The sequence below is a fragment of the Prevotella sp. C561 genome (assembly GCF_000224595.1).
Taxonomy (GTDB): Bacteria; Bacteroidota; Bacteroidia; order Bacteroidales; family Bacteroidaceae; genus Prevotella; species Prevotella jejuni.
Genome location: NZ_JH114143.1, coordinates 107824 through 123274, shown reverse-complemented (window position 1 = coordinate 123274; position 15451 = coordinate 107824). Strand labels below are relative to the sequence as shown.

The following is a 15451-nucleotide window of genomic DNA, read 5'->3' as shown; positions in this document are numbered from 1 at the left end:
ACACAGGCATGATGGTCGAACAAGCCGCTTTGCCTATGACGAGGATGGGCGGCTACTGCGTGCTGAGAACAAGGAAATAAAAGTAGCCTTCAAGCACGACCTTGGAGGGCGGATAGTGAAAGAGACACAGGGCGGGCACTGCATCATGCGCAAGTATGACCGTACAGGACGCCACGTGCACACCGAGAGCAGTCTTGGTGCAAGTATTGACTATTCCCACGATAAGGATGGCAATCTCAGTGAGATGAACAGCGGAGGATGGTCAGCCAGATGGCAGCGTGACAGGGTAGGACTGGAGACGGAGCGTGAACTTACAGGCGGAGTGCATGTAAAGACACATCATGACAGCCTTGGACGTGAGACCTACAAGTCGGTAGGTGCACGCAATGTCGAGCAGTTCCGTCGCAGCTACACCTGGGGCATCGGCAACCGTCTCCATGCAACTGAGGACGGTCTTACGGGGCGCCGGGTACGCTATGACTATGATGAGTTCGACAATCTCCTTTCTGCAGAGTACAAGCAGGGGAATGACGTTGAGCGTATCTACCGTATTCCTGACCGTATCGGCAACCTCTTTGAGACACGTGAGAAGGATGACCGTAAGTATGGTGCGGGCAGCCGTCTGACGGAAGACCGTGACTACTTCTATCACTATGACTGCGAGGGCAACCTCGTGTTCAAGGAGTTCAGGACGCTGGACTGGGCTGGCGTATCCGTTCCGCTTGGCGTACAAAAGGCGCATCTAGAGGAGGAGCTCGGCATAACCTTCCGTGCCTTTGGTGCTGGCTGGCGTTATGACTGGCAGAGTGACGGTATGCTGTCGAGGGTCGTCCGTCCTGACGGCAAGGAAGTGTCATTCGCATACGATGCGCTGGGCAGGCGGACCGAGAAGACCTATGAGGGCGTCGCTACTCACTTCGTGTGGGATGGCAATGTACCTTTGCATGAGTGGCAGGAGGTTTCGTCTGATACTGAAGAGGCAGACATCACAACCTGGCTCTTCGAGCAGGACACGTTCATTCCAGCTGCCAAGCTCGCTGCCAACGGCGAGAGCTTCTCCATCGTGTCTGACTACCTCGGCACTCCCCTGCAAGCATTTGACAATAACGGCAACAAGGTTTGGGAGCAGGAACTTGACATCTTCGGCAGAAAAAGAAGGAAGGGCAACAATAATTCCTCCTTCATTCCGTTTAAATATCAAGGTCAGTATGAGGATGCTGAGACGGGGCTGTATTACAACCGTTTTCGCTACTATGACTCAAGAACGGGTAATTATATCAGTCAGGACCCGATAGGGTTAGAAGGAGGAAATCCTACGATGTATGCTTACATACAAGATATTAATACTAAAGTTGACATTTTTGGTTTAGCTCATACTGCCGTATGGTCTCATATGAGAGGTGGTGTAAGAATAGACTCAGGTTCCGTTATCAGTGGATGTGATATAAAACCTGGTAGGCGATTGACATTTCCAGAACAATTGGCAACTCATACAGAAAGGAAAATTTTGAACAAGTTAGCTGATAATGTACAAAAAGGTGATGTTATTCTAATCAAAGGAACAAGACCACCTTGTAATCCTGGGCATAGAGGTTGTCAATATGCCATGCAACAATTTGCAGATAAAAACGATGTGACAATAATCTATAGTGATGGGAAAGAAAAATGGAAATTTAAAAAACATCATTAACAGAACAGGTTTCTAAAAGCTGAATATTATGGTTATAAATCAAGTTGAATTAATAAAATATATAGAAGATAAGTTTGGAAATAGATTTTCTCATGTATCAAACCCTTATCAGAATGTAGTAAATCTGCCGTATTTTAAGGATATGGATACTGGTGTTGAATTTGTTTATATCCCAGGAGGAGAATACAACATGGGGTTCTCGGAAGAAGAATATTTGCAGATTCATAGATTATCAGAAACTCCAAATATTTCGATTGAAGAAATGCGACCTGTGCGTAAAGTACGGCTTAGTCCATTCTTGCTTAGTATAACACCAGTATTAAACAGTCATATACTCAACTACAATAATCATTTTGGCAAATCCGTCGAGACAGATGGGGAGGATTATAGTCCTTTTTTCTGTGAATACTCATTAGCAGAAAGTATAGCCACAGACTTATCTTCAAAGATTCCTAATGAGGAAGAATGGGAATATGCCTGCCGAGGTGGAAGGCACTCTTTATTTTGTTTTGGCAATTCTCTTCCTGCTGAATCTGAATTAGAGAAATGGTTATCTTGGGATTTGTCCTCTTTGACAGAACTGAACCACAATGATTTTGGTCTATATGGTCTCTTTTTTGGAGAATGGTGCTCAAATGATTTCACCTTTAATCTTGGCTTAGGTTCTGGTACGGTGTCAGGCTCTAAGGCTGTAAGGGGAGGTGGGGCATTGTTCTTCCCTTGGCAAGATGAAGAATGGGTATATTGCTTGTCTGCTTTCAGAATGCCATCAAAAGACCTTTTAGAAAACAAGGCAACTTTTAGACTTAAAATGGAAATTTAGTGTGCTGATAGAAGTCTTTATGACTCAACGTGCGTTCAAGGATTCACGTCAATTAGAATATTATGGCTCTTCCGTTAAATGCGTAGATATGGCTTTTTAATGTTTATAAGCTATTGGCGGATTCAACAGGCAAGTCCAAGTGGGTTGTGAGGACAGAAATTCGCACCTATCGTGCCTTCTCTGACAAGGAGTATGGTACAATATATCTTGCTGAAAGGATAGACTATGTGGGAGGTGGTTTCCTATTGTTAGATTATAGTGGGCGTAAGCACTTGCTTTCTACTATAGAAGATCACCTTGGGCGTCTCATTATCTTTGGACAGGACGAGGAACGAGGTCTTATCCGTTCGGCAATGTATAAACATGGTGATGTCATAGACCAGTTAGTGGCATACGACTATGACGAAAGGAGTAACCTTATACGTGTACGTGATCGCTTTGGTAAGAGTATTGAATTTGAACATGATAATGCCAATAGAGTCGTTCTGCGTCGTAACCGTAACAACATGACTTATACGTGGGAGTATGATGCCGAGGGACGTGTTATCCATACTACTGGTGAAGGTGGCGTACAGGAGGGTTATATCTCTTACCATGACGGATATAATGAAGTAAGATACTCTGCTACAGGAGCTACGGAGCAGTATTATTATGACGATAACAACCTTGTATATAAAAAGGTGGATGCCATGGGTGGCGAGACCTGGTATGGTTATAATTCTTGGCATGAGCGAACATTGGTAGGTACACCAGAGGGTAAGGTCGTAGGATATGATTATGATGACCGTGGTAACCTTATAAGATTGACGGCTGCTGACGGAGTTGAGACAGTTTATGAGTATGATGACCATAATCGCCTAATAGCACGTACAGATGCGGCAGGTAATAGAGAAGAATGGGTCTATGATAAAGAGACTGCATTGTTGCTGAAATATAAGGAAGCGGATGGTACTGTTGTTACTTATACATACGAGAAGGATAAGCAGCAGCCTTCTGCTATTGAGTATGGTGAAGAACTACGTGCTGTTCTACAATATGACACTTTAGGATTAATCTCAAATATTACGGACGGGCATGGCGTTTGTGAAACATTCGCTTACGATGACTATGGCCGTCCACTGAAGCACAGGCATGCTGACGGGAATAGTACAGAATGGCAGCGTGACCGACTTGGCCGTGTTACTCGCTACGCAACTCCTGGACAGAGCGTGATGCGTATCTCCTACGATGCCTACGACCTGCCCGTCGAAGTTACCAGTGGCAATGAAGTGTGGACTATGGAGTACACTCCTATGGGTAACCTGCGCCGTCAGACACGACGGACGAGCAGCATGCGCATGGTCAGTGCGCTGAACTATGAGTATGATTCCTATGACCAACTGAAGTTTGTCGAGAACGAACATGGTGAACGCTACTTCTTTGAACGTGACCTTAATGGCGAGGTCATCTGTGAGAGGGGCTTCGACGGAGTGGAACGCCACTATATCCGTGACCTTGACGGTACGGTGATTACTACACAGCTACCTGATGGTACGGCTGTGCATCATCAGCATGACCAGGCCGGACGACTTACCTATAACAAGTACACCGATGGTAGTTGGGAGGCTTGGGAGTACGATAAGGCCGGAAGACTCACCAAAGCGTACAACAGAGACAGCGTGACGGAGTTCGTGCGTAATGCCTTGGGGCAGGTCATAAAGGAAACGCAGGACGGGCGTACAGTGGAGCATAAGTATGATGAGCGTTCCCGACTCTCAAATATAGTAAGTGCATTAGGGGGGAATATTACCTACGGATATGATGCAAAAGGCTCTGTCAACCACATATCAGCTGGTATGTCAGGAAAGAGGAATCCTTGGGAAGCGAATATAGCATACGATAGGTTCGGGCGTGAAACATCACGTATGATGCCTGGCTGTGTAGAGAATACTATGCACTATGACAGCATTGGCCGCCCTACACATCAGCGTATCCGTCACAATGGTCAAACGCTGTATGACAAGTCATATACTTGGGGTGATAATCTTCGTCTTTTACGAACATTTGACACAATAAACGGTAGAAGTGTCCGTTACGATTATGATACCTTCGGTTCTCTGTCAGGGGCTGTGTATGGTGACGGCAGCAGTCAGTGGCGTAACCCGGATGTAATGGGTAACGTGTACGACAGCCCCGACCGTACGGACAGGAGTTATGCTCGTGGTGGACAGTTGCGTGAGGACAGGAAGTGGCGATATTATTATGACAGCCATGGCAACCTTGTGCTGAAGACCATGCGTAGGATGGAGCCATCGCGTAATGTGGAGGCACGAGATGAGTTCCTTCAATGGCAGAGCGGCGACTATGCCTATACATGGCAGGGCAATGGTATGCTTAGGAGTGTAACACGACCGGACGGCAAGACCGTTACGTTCAGGTATGATGCTTTAGGCAGACGCATTGAGAAGGTCTTTGACGGACGTGTGTATCGCTATCTTTGGGATGGTGATGTCATCCTGCACGAGTGGGACTATGCTGAGGCTGACCGTCCGAACACGGTTGTTACCGAGACTGGTGAGGTCACACTTGACAGGCCAGAACCAGTTGAGAATCTCATCACGTGGGTTTACGACAGTGACAGTTATGTCCCTACAGCCAAGATAGTTGGTGACAGGCATTACAGCATCATCAGCGACTACATCGGCCGTCCCGTCCAGGCATACGATGATAAAGGTAATGTTGTCTGGCAGGCAGACTATGACATCTATGGTAATCTCCGTAACCTTCACGGCAGCAGGCAGTTCATTCCTTTCCGCCAGTTAGGACAGTACGAGGACGAGGAGACAGGACTGTATTACAACCGGTTCAGGTATTACAATCCAAAGATTGGTAATTATATCAGCCAAGACCCGATAAGGTTGGCAGGAGGAAACCCTACGCTGTATGGGTATGTGGAAGACTGTAATAAGTTTTTTGACTTATTTGGATTAGACTGCAAGGCAAATAAAAAGCAAGGCACATTAGCTGAAGACAAAATATACAATGATTTGCTACATAATTCAGATGTTATTGTTTTGGGACGACAAGTGTATATTAAAACGCCAGGAATAGGGAGAGGAAGATATTCCGATGTTCTTATCCAGAGCAAGAAGACTGGTAAAATTATAAATGTAGAGATTAAATCAGGAGGTGCTGTTAGGAGTACTTCGCAAATAAAGAAAGATATTTTGATAAATTCCGGAGGTGGAGTTTTCGGAAAGAACGCCCCCTTAGATATGAATGGTAAACCATTAGCGGATATGAAGACTTCAAATGTTACGTCAAGTGTCCGAAACGTTCCATTATGGGAAATTAATATGTAAAGAATATGGAAAAGAAAAATGTCATAAGCCAAATAGTAAATACGATTCGAGATGCTTTCGAGCAAGATGGGTTTAAATTGAAAGTTCCAAACAAGTTTGAGAAAAAAAGGGAGACAGTTTATATATTTATGAGATTTGTGTGACAAAATCAAAGACATATTTTTCATTGCATCTTAGACTTAAGTTACAAAACAGAAGTCTTTCCACTGATGTGAATAATGTTCTAAAAAAAGTATTGAAGGATCCTATTATAAAATATCCAACTAATTTCACTGACAAAGTAATAGATGGCATTGTCAAAGGAAGAACTACTAACAAAGATATTTATGGATTGACAGACTGGAGATTTTTTAAGGAAGACGAACAAACTTTGAACGAATTTAATGCAAAATTCTCTATTTGGTTTTCTAATTTTGAGAAATTGGAGGAAAAGGATAATTGGCAGACAGAATTATTACAAAGTGTGGATTATGCAAAGAGCTGGTTTACACTGGTTGATAATGATGCATATTTAATAAAGCATACTGATTATGTTGCAATGTGTTTATTAAAGAAGTTTAATAATGTAAAGGGAGTTGAAACAAAATATAAAGAAATCTATAATAGAATGAAAGCTTTAGGTCAGGATACACAGGAATTAGAACTCTTCTATAGGTATTTATTCCAAGAGAATTAAATAAATGTAGAGCTTTTTATCATAGTTTAAAAACTTGTAAATCATATTTGTCATACTGAATGCTTTTTAAAGGGTTCTTCCGTTAAATGCGTAGATATGGCTTTTTAATGTTTATAAGCTCTTGGCGGATTCAACAGGCAAGTCCAAGTGGGTTGTGAGGACGGAGACGGAATGCGCACCTATCGTGCCTTCTCTGACGAGGAGTACGGCACAATATATCTTGCTGAAAGGATAGACTATGTGGGAGGTGGTTTCCTATTGTTGGATTATAGTGGGCGTAAGCACTTGCTTTCTACTATTAAGGATCACCTTGGACGTCTTATAATCTTTGGACAGGATGAGGAACGAGGTCTTATCCGTTCAGCAATGTATAAACATGGCGATGTCATAGACCAATTGGTGGCATACGACTATGATGAAAAGAGTAATCTCATACGTGTACGTGATCGATTTGGTAAGAGTATTGAGTTTGAATATGATGATACCAATAGAGTCGTTCTACGTCGTAACCGCAACAATATGACGTATACATGGGAGTATGACACTGAAGGACGTGTTATCCATACTACTGGTGAAGGTGGTATACAGGAAGGATATATATCTTACCATGACGGATATAACGAAGTAAGATACTCTGCCACAGGGGCTACGGAACAGTATTATTATGACGGAAACAACCTTGTATATAAGAAGGTGGATGCCATGGGTGGTGAAAGCTGGTATGGTTATAATTCTTGGCATGAGCGAACATTGGTAGGTACACCAGAGGGTAAGGTCGTAGGATATGATTATGATGCCCGCGGTAACCTTATAAGATTGACGGCTGCTGACGGAGCTGAGACTGTTTATGAGTATGATGACCATAATCGCCTAATAGCACGTACGGATGCTGCTAGGAATAGAGAAGAATGGGTCTATGATAAAGAGACAGCATTGTTGCTGAAACATAAGGAAGCGGATGGTACAGTTGTAACCTATACATACGAGAAGGATAAGCAGCAGCCTTCTGCTATTGAGTATGGTGAAGAACTACGTGCTGTTCTACAATATGACACTTTAGGATTAATCTCAAATATTACAGATGGGCATGGCGTTTGTGAAACATTCGCTTACGATGACTATGGCCGTCCACTGAAGCGCAGGCATGCGGATGGGAATAGTACAGAATGGCAGCGTGACCGGCTCGGCCGTGTTACTCGCTACGCAACTCCTGGACAGAGCGTGATGCGCATCTCCTACGATGCCTACGACCTGCCTATTGAAGTTACCAGTGGCAATGAAGTGTGGACTATGGAGTACACTCCTATGGGTAACCTGCGCCGTCAGACACGTCGGACGAGCAGTATGCGCATGGTCAGTGCGCTGAACTATGAGTATGATTCCTATGACCAACTGAAGTTTGTCGAGAACGAACACGGTGAACGATACTTCTTTGAACGTGACCTTAATGGCGAGGTCATCTGTGAAAGGGGCTTCGACGGAGCGGAACGCCACTATATCCGTGACCTTGACGGCACGGTGATTACTACACAGCTACCTGATGGTACGGCTGTGCATCATCAGCATGACCAAGCCGGACGACTTACCTATAACAAGTATACCGATGGTAGCTGGGAGGCTTGGGAGTACGATAAGGCAGGACGGCTCACCAAAGCGTACAACAGAGACAGCGTGACGGAGTTCGTGCGTAATGCTTTGGGGCAGGTCATAAAGGAAATCCAGGACGGGTGTACAGTGGAGCATAAGTATGATGAGCGTTCCCGACTTTCAAATATCGTCAGTGCCTTAGGAGGAAGTATTACCTACGGATATGATATAAAAGGCACTGTCAACCACATATCAGCTGGTATGTCAGGAAAGAAGAAGCCTTGGGAAGCGAATATAGCATACGATAGGTTCGGGCGTGAAACTTCACGCATAATGTCTGGTTGTGTAGAGAATACTATGCAATATGATCATATTGGCCGTCCTGCGCATCAACGTGTCCGGCATAATGGGCGAACACTGTTCGATAAGTCATACCTTTGGGGTGATAATCTTCGTCTTCTGCAGACGCTTGACACAATAAACCGCAGAAGTATCCGTTACGATTATGATACCTTCGGATCTCTGTCAGGGGCTGTATATGGTGACGGAAGTCGTCAGTGGCGTAACCCTGATGCAATGGGTAACGTGTATGATAGTGCCGACCGAACGGACAGGATCTATGGTCGTGGTGGACAGTTGCGTGAGGACAAGAAGTGGCGGTATTATTATGACAGCCATGGCAATCTTGTGCTGAAGACCATGCGCAGGATGGAACCATCGCATAATGCGGAGGCACGGGATGAGTTCCTTGCATGGCAGAGCGGTGACTATGCCTATACGTGGCAGGGCAATGGTATGCTTAGGAGTGTAACACGACCGGACGGAAAAATCATAACGTTCAGGTATGACGCCTTAGGCAGACGCATTGAGAAGGTCTTTGACGGACGTGTATATCGCTACCTCTGGGATGGTGATGTCATCCTACATGAGTGGGAGTATGCCGAGACTGACCGTCCGAATACGGTTGTTACCGAGACTGGCGAGATCACACTCGACAGGCCTGAACCAGTTGAGAATCTCATCACGTGGGTTTACGACAGTGACAGCTATGTCCCTACAGCCAAGATGCTTGGTGACAAGCATTACAGCATCATCAGCGACTACATTGGTCGTCCTGTCCAGGCATACGATGATAAAGGTAATATTGTATGGCAGGCAGACTATGATATCTATGGTAATCTCCGTAACCTCCACGGCAGCAGGCAGTTCATTCCTTTCCGCCAGTTAGGACAGTATGAGGACGAGGAGATTGGGCTGTATTACAACCGCTTCCGCTATTACGACTCGAGGATTGGTAATTATATCTGTCAGGACCCGATAAGGTTAGCGGGAAATAACCCGACACTGTATGGGTATGTGGGGGATTCGAACAGTCGGTTAGATCTATTTGGTCTAAGCGGTCGTGGCGGTACTATACATAGAAGCATTCAAGACCAATAAGAAAAAGATTTAGGAAATTTAGGCAAGAATGTAGAAACAGAAGGACAAATAATATTAAAAAATGGACGATCAAGATTTGGTGATGTGGTAGTAAGAAATGATATTGGAGATATAATAGAAGTACATCAAATCGGAGACATGCGTTCTCGTGGAGGTTTCAGACCATCTTCTAGAGAACGAGGTGCGATTATGGATATCAGGGAGGCTTTAGGTGATGATGTTAGAATAGTTTTCCACGATAAGAAACAACGTGTAACACTTATAGACCCTGATAAAGCTGACAATTGGAAAGAACCAAGTAAAAGGTATAGATATAGCGGTTGTAGTTAATTATGAGCTCAATACAATTCAATTACTTTGCAGATGAAGAAGGAGAGCGAATTATAAGAAAGGAAGTCTTAGACTACTTTGGCTCTCTTTATGTAAGAACTTATTGGGGAAATAATAAGGATATCCAAGATTATTCCATTGAAAGTATAACAGATTTTATATCCTTTATGGATAAAAGGATATTGTTTACATCAAATAGAGAGAAGAAGCATATAATAGAAGATGAAGACAGATTTGTAAGTACGTATGTCAGTCCTGTGGTTGAATATACTCCTTCAAAAATCAGAGATGAAAAAGTCTATGTGGGGGGACGTTTAGTCTATTTTGCAGGTAATGAGTTTCCTGAGTTTAAGAAAGAGGTGCTATCCTTATTCAGAAAACTCAAGAAACATTGTTGGAAAGATAAACATTGGCAAGGTTTGTGGGTGTTTGAAACTATTGGAGATGAGGCAACTGTTTTTATTCCCAACAGGGTTGTTTATCTTAAAAGAGAGTGAGCAGTCCCGCTTTTGTCAGTGTTGTTATTTTTATGATTGGAAACGTATGTAGTTCCGCTATTACGACCCGAGGATTGGTAATAACATCAGTCAAGACCCGATAAGGTTGGCAGGTGAAAATCCGACGCTGTATGGGTATGTGGGGGATTGTAACATAGAGATAGACGTACTAGGCTTATCATTAGCATTACCATGTCCTAATGGCACTAATCCATGGAAAGAAGGAGAAACTATCTACTCTATAATAGTTCCTAAGGGAGGGATGGATATAGATATGGCTATTGATATCGATGTTTACACAAAGTATGGCCCTGGTAGTTGGGGAACAACTCAGCATATAGGTAATGTAGATTTTGTACGTGAACAACTAGCTGTTACACCTGAGTTTAAATCAAAGATAACTCATGTTCAGAGATTTCATATACCAGAAGGAGAAAGAGTACAGATAGGTATTGTAGGTCCACAAGAGTACAAAGGTAAGGTATACCCTGGAGGAGGAGTACAAGTACAAATTTTTAACAAGAAAGCTCTTGAACCCATAGGTGAACCAAGATTACTTGATAATGGTCATATTGAAACATTTAATGACAAACTAAAAGGATGCACATAAAATGGAACAAATAGTTAATTTTCTTTATCTTTATGCAGATGCTCTAAATGAACATCCGAATATATTAGATAGAACTCCCAAAGGAATAATTTGGTCTTTTCAAGGTAAAACATATAAAAGAGAGAATCTTGTAAATAGGTTAAGGGCTGATTATTCAAAAAAATATAATACCATTGCCGTAGTAGAAGCTCCTTATTCAGAGGAGTTAAATAGAGCATATATAATAAATGCAAAAAATGAGTTTATTATTAGTGATTTAAGAGAACTTCTCTTTTCACATATTCAAAAAATATGTTTAGTTGAAGGGGTTATTTGTCAGGATTCTGAGTTTATCTTTCATTTAAATATAAGAAATGATGATTACTCTATTCCTTTTGATATGAAAACAAGGACTTTTGGTAAATTAACACAGAGTCGATGATATATCAAGTATACTGCTTGCTCTATTGATTTAGTATAAAGTTTATGGAAAATAATATCATTAGAAAAGACAGTATTAGTAAAGAACATGCTTTTATGTAAGTAAATATAGAGCAGATATCATTAATCTATGGATTAGAATATTGCAAATCCTTAATAAATATTCTATGGTATGGAATAGTTCTACAATGTTTAATTTGTTATTATCAAAAGAAGAAAGATAGTGTAACAATATATTGAGGAGAAGGACCGCCCGCAGCATAGCATTGACGAGTTCGGGCGCATCCGAATGTTAGGCAAAGAGCCGGTAGAGAACCTTGTCACGTAGGTATATGAGGAAGGCTCGTACGTTCCTGTGGCAAAGCTGCAGAACGGTGAACGCTACACGATCATCAGCGATTATATGGGTCGCCCTGTGGAAACGTATGACAGCTATGGTACTGTTGTCTGGCAGGCCGACTATGACATCTATGGTGACCTTCGCAACCGCAAAGGCATCCGTGACTTCATCCCCTTCCACCAGTTGGGACAGTACGAGGATGATGAGACTCGCCTCTACTACAACAGGTTCAGATATTACGACCCGAGAATTGGTAATTACATAAGCCAAGACCCGATAAGACTGATGGGTAATAATCCTACGCTGTATGGGTATGTGGAGGATTTGAATATGTGGGCTGATGTGTTTGGTCTTAGATGTAAAAAGGTAAAGAAAGTAGGTCCAAATATACCCGAGTTTCATCGAAAAAATTTCACAGATGGAGTTGTAAATATGCGACAAGTTAATGGTGATGAAATATTTTACAAATATCATGGTAAATCAAACAGATTGGGAAAAGAATATAATTATGTAACAAACAAAAAATATTTATCAGAGCAAGCGTTGAGGGAAGATTTAGCTCTTCTAAAAGAATGGGGAGTTGATATAGAATATGTCACAACATTTAGACCTCAAGTAGGAACATGGATAGGAGAAGGGACAGCTGCTAAGCAGATTAGTCAAGACGGAACTGAAATTCTTGAAGGAGGAGGATATCAAGGTATTATAAATATTAAAGAGTTACCAAATTCAACTATCATAAAGACAGAAAAAGTAAATTTTAATTTATGAAAACAATAATAGAATCTTTGTTAGAACTGGCAGATATTTCTGACAATAATAATAGAATAAAACTATATAAAGGAATGGCTCAGAAGCTAAGAGATGCGACGAAAGAAGTTCAATTCCATTTGATGGAATGTTTTTATTCTAATCTCTGTGGACTGATGGCGCATTCGGAAATGGGAAGAACTGAGTATAAGAAAGTAAATCAACTATTAGAACATTTTCATAACATCCTAGTTAAATAATACAAGGAAGATTGTAAATCACTATGCTTGGAATATGTTGGGATGTATGAAGAGTCAGACGAACGGTGTTGTAAATGATAGAACAGAATACGAGAGTCTTACCGTAGGAGGTACGAGATTCTTACCGTAAGACTGTTCGCAACATAGCATCGACGAGTTCGGTCGCATCCGAATGTTAGGCGATGAGCCAGTAGAGAACCTTGTCACGTGGGTATACGAGAAAGGCTCGTACGTCCCTGTGGCAAAGCTGCAGAATGGTGAACGCTATACGATTATCAGCGACTATATGGGTCGCCCAGTGGAAGCGTACAACAGTTATGGTAACGTTGTCTGGCAGGCCGATTACGATATCTATGGTGACCTCCGAAATATAAAAGGCATCCGTGACTTCATCCCTTTCCGCCAATTAGGACAGTATGAGGACGATGAAACTCGCCTCTACTACAACAGGTTCCGCTACTACGACCCGAGGATTGGTAACTACATCAGCCAAGACCCGATAAGGTTAGCGGGAAATAATCCGACACTGTATGGGTATGTGGGGGATACAAATACTTGGACTGACGTTTTAGGGTTAAATGAGGTTGGATGGAATAATGGATGGCGTACTCCTGATGGTAAATTTGCATCTCCACAAGGGGGTGGTATTTCAGGACAAGGAGCTGTTGACCAAGTTCGAACCCAACTCTCTAATAAAAAATGGACTCATTTAGGGGATGAACTATCTGTACGAAATTCAAATGGTCAATTACGGAGGTATGATATAGTATTTAAAAAGTCTGATGGAACTATCGTTAGAGTTGAGGTAAAATCTAATACAGCAACCAAGACGAAAGCCCAAAGATTATTTGATGAAGGAGTAAGCAAAGCTACTCCGGCTAAAGGTGTTGGTAAATTTAAAGGACGAGAGGTACAAGAAGTATTGACAATAAATAACGTAATGTGTAAATAACAATGGAAGCAAAAGAATTAAAATTTTTCTTTAAAACAGGCGTAGAGAATGTTTTGGCAGATCAACTTTCCAGCTATGGTTTTAAATGGAGACATGGTTCTCTAAAATTTCAAAGAAGTAAGGACGATTTTGTTCAATCAATCCTATTCTTCTTAACTCCCTCCAAATACCAGGACGATAAAAGTATAGTACATATAAGCATTATGATTCGCCTTGATTCAAATGAAATAACTAAAGTAGCAACAAGTCTAAAAGGGGTTAATAATAAATTTGATGCTATAGATACAGTTTTAAACGTTAATGCAGGTTTAATTTCTGGGTCAAAAGCTATAGAATGGCGTCCCACTTCTATCGAAGATATGAATATACTTATTGAAAAAGAGATTAAGCCCCTTATCATTGAAAAAATAATTCCATTCTTGAATAACAGAAGTACTGTGCATGATATCCTTGATGATTTTGAAAATCGTAAGACTTACTTTTTCTCAAATAGTAATGACGTTGTAGCTCTACTTGCTATAGCCATGTATTATCTACAAAATAAATTAGAAAGTGCAAACAAAGTTGCTAATGAATATCTTTTGTCAGACGATATATATAGGGAAAAGTACAAGAATGTCTTAATTAAATTGAATTCTTAATATACAATAGTTCGTTAAAATTTGAGATAATTGCTACGCAGTTTTCCTCTGCCAGCCAAAGAGTTCTTTGATAGTATGACTAATTAACTTTCGGTTCGGTATGCTCCCACACCTGTCGAAAATTAATTTTGCAATGTATGTGCTCGCCATGCGCTCCTTGAAAGATGCCATGGAATACGGTAGCCCGTTTTCCTTCATCATCACCTTTGCTACATTCTGTGATGCAAATGATGTGTTGTAGGAGAAGTCCAGCTGATTCTTGTGCCTTGCCTGGCAATGCGCGAGTCCGGTATACTGCTTGGCATCGCGGAAGCAAAACTCGATTTGGAATCTTGAGCGGTATGTGCGCAACACTTCCTCACCTGACATGGATGTCTTTGTGGAGAAGAAAAGCTTGTGCTTACCGTTCGGCATCACCCAAATGACAAGACGCACTTCTTTTCGGTAAGGCAAAAGACTCGATAAATAACTTGCAGAAGGATCTGGCAAGTGTTCTGCCCAGCATGCCTGGCATGCCTGTAGCTAAGTATTTTGACTTAGCTTTAGGTGTAGACATACATGCGACAACTTGGCCTCCGTCACCAGCCCTTCCGGTACCAGCCTGCGCGATGGTATTTGACCTTATGTCCGAAATCATGTCATTCGTAGCACCTGCGCTTCCATCACCAGAGAGTGGGCTTGGAGCCATTGCTGTTTCAATATTGAAAGGTATGGCACCGTCTGTAAAAGTACATGGACGTTGGATAGCTCAAGCGGGAATCTCAATGATACAGTTGCCTGCTGTTGTCATACACATTTTTCCTGTCACGTCTCCTTTTGCTGATGCCGAGATGTGGATGGGAAGCTCTACGGTACTTGCAGACGGAGGTCCTTGTTCAACGCAGTTCCATCCAGCCCTTTCATGTAGCACCTTTGGTTTTGCACCGCCTCCGAGACTTCATCCGGGAAAGTTCAAGAAGCCAAGTGTCTCACGCTTCCTGCCCACGCAGCTACTTTCCATTATAACCTCAGGTGGTAATCCGGTCCTTGTAGGTGGTCCACCAACGATAGACCTTTTTCAATTGGCAATGAAAATGGGACTTAAGTGTCTGACC

At 42.3% G+C, this 15451-nt stretch carries 14 protein-coding genes and 1 pseudogene; 14 read left to right on the top strand and 1 reads right to left on the bottom strand.

Annotation, left to right across the window (positions count from 1 at the left end; translation table 11 throughout):
• From HMPREF0666_RS06075 to HMPREF0666_RS06010, 13 genes are all read left to right on the top strand, one after another.
• Window positions 1-1690 (top strand): RHS repeat-associated core domain-containing protein (locus tag HMPREF0666_RS06075; RefSeq protein WP_009011487.1); only part of this gene is annotated, 1690 nt, incomplete at its 5' end.
• A 28-nt stretch (window positions 1691-1718) separates the two neighbouring features.
• The gene (locus tag HMPREF0666_RS06070) at window positions 1719-2513 is read left to right on the top strand and encodes an SUMF1/EgtB/PvdO family nonheme iron enzyme (protein ID WP_009011486.1); all 795 of its coding nucleotides are present in this window, start codon (window positions 1719-1721) and stop codon (window positions 2511-2513) included.
• A 113-nt stretch (window positions 2514-2626) separates the two neighbouring features.
• Complete coding sequence (locus HMPREF0666_RS06065) at window positions 2627-5854, top strand: RHS repeat-associated core domain-containing protein (RefSeq protein WP_009011485.1); 3228 nt, start codon at window positions 2627-2629, stop codon at window positions 5852-5854.
• 139 nt (window positions 5855-5993) lie between these two features.
• Window positions 5994-6530: a hypothetical protein gene (locus HMPREF0666_RS06060; protein WP_232214070.1), complete on the top strand. Its 537-nt coding sequence runs from the start codon at window positions 5994-5996 to the stop codon at window positions 6528-6530.
• Between the two features lie 147 nt (window positions 6531-6677).
• Window positions 6678-9557 (top strand): RHS repeat-associated core domain-containing protein, encoded by a 2880-nt coding sequence (locus HMPREF0666_RS06055; protein ID WP_042856069.1) that lies wholly within the window; start codon window positions 6678-6680, stop codon window positions 9555-9557.
• 189 nt (window positions 9558-9746) lie between these two features.
• The gene (locus tag HMPREF0666_RS17285) at window positions 9747-9887 is read left to right on the top strand and encodes a hypothetical protein (RefSeq protein ID WP_157600252.1); all 141 of its coding nucleotides are present in this window, start codon (window positions 9747-9749) and stop codon (window positions 9885-9887) included.
• A 2-nt stretch (window positions 9888-9889) separates the two neighbouring features.
• Complete coding sequence (locus HMPREF0666_RS06045; RefSeq protein WP_009011480.1) at window positions 9890-10384, top strand: hypothetical protein; 495 nt, start codon at window positions 9890-9892, stop codon at window positions 10382-10384.
• Window positions 10385-10490: 106 nt separating this feature from the next.
• Complete coding sequence (locus HMPREF0666_RS17640) at window positions 10491-10994, top strand: hypothetical protein (protein ID WP_042856067.1); 504 nt, start codon at window positions 10491-10493, stop codon at window positions 10992-10994.
• Window position 10995: 1 nt separating this feature from the next.
• Window positions 10996-11415 (top strand): hypothetical protein, encoded by a 420-nt coding sequence (locus HMPREF0666_RS06035; protein ID WP_009011478.1) that lies wholly within the window; start codon window positions 10996-10998, stop codon window positions 11413-11415.
• A gap of 354 nt (window positions 11416-11769) precedes the next feature.
• Window positions 11770-12525, top strand: a complete 756-nt coding sequence (locus HMPREF0666_RS17970; protein WP_304412063.1) for an RHS repeat domain-containing protein — start codon at window positions 11770-11772, stop codon at window positions 12523-12525.
• The gene (locus HMPREF0666_RS06020) at window positions 12522-12764 is read left to right on the top strand and encodes a hypothetical protein (protein WP_009011476.1); all 243 of its coding nucleotides are present in this window, start codon (window positions 12522-12524) and stop codon (window positions 12762-12764) included. Before HMPREF0666_RS17970 ends, HMPREF0666_RS06020 begins: the two co-directional genes overlap by 4 nt.
• Window positions 12765-12936: 172 nt before the next feature.
• Window positions 12937-13716 carry an RHS repeat domain-containing protein gene (locus HMPREF0666_RS17965; protein WP_009011475.1) on the top strand — a complete coding sequence of 260 codons (780 nt, stop codon included), beginning with the start codon at window positions 12937-12939 and terminating at the stop codon, window positions 13714-13716.
• A gap of 2 nt (window positions 13717-13718) precedes the next feature.
• Entirely contained in the window at window positions 13719-14357 is a 639-nt protein-coding gene (locus HMPREF0666_RS06010; RefSeq protein WP_009011474.1) for a hypothetical protein, read from the top strand.
• A 33-nt stretch (window positions 14358-14390) separates the two neighbouring features.
• On the opposite strand, the gene HMPREF0666_RS06005 is transcribed toward HMPREF0666_RS06010, so the two are convergent.
• Entirely contained in the window at window positions 14391-14846 is a 456-nt protein-coding gene (locus HMPREF0666_RS06005) for a hypothetical protein (protein ID WP_315581068.1), read from the bottom strand.
• Between HMPREF0666_RS06005 and HMPREF0666_RS06000 the strand changes: the two are divergent.
• Window positions 14828-15451 (top strand): annotated as a pseudogene (locus HMPREF0666_RS06000) (RHS repeat protein); the annotation flags it as partial. The gene HMPREF0666_RS06005 and the pseudogene HMPREF0666_RS06000 sit on opposite strands and share 19 nt — an antisense overlap.

Bases quoted from the DNA above. Each gene is read 5' to 3' on its own strand.
- HMPREF0666_RS06070 (WP_009011486.1), top strand. From the start codon at position 1,719: ATGGTTATAAATCAAGTTGAATTAATAAAATATATAGAAGATAAGTTT.
- HMPREF0666_RS17285 (WP_157600252.1), top strand. From the start codon at position 9,747: ATGGATATCAGGGAGGCTTTAGGTGATGATGTTAGAATAGTTTTCCAC.
- HMPREF0666_RS06045 (WP_009011480.1), top strand. From the start codon at position 9,890: ATGAGCTCAATACAATTCAATTACTTTGCAGATGAAGAAGGAGAGCGA.
- HMPREF0666_RS06035 (WP_009011478.1), top strand. From the start codon at position 10,996: ATGGAACAAATAGTTAATTTTCTTTATCTTTATGCAGATGCTCTAAAT.
- HMPREF0666_RS06020 (WP_009011476.1), top strand. From the start codon at position 12,522: ATGAAAACAATAATAGAATCTTTGTTAGAACTGGCAGATATTTCTGAC.
- HMPREF0666_RS17965 (WP_009011475.1), top strand. From the start codon at position 12,937: ATGTTAGGCGATGAGCCAGTAGAGAACCTTGTCACGTGGGTATACGAG.
- HMPREF0666_RS06010 (WP_009011474.1), top strand. From the start codon at position 13,719: ATGGAAGCAAAAGAATTAAAATTTTTCTTTAAAACAGGCGTAGAGAAT.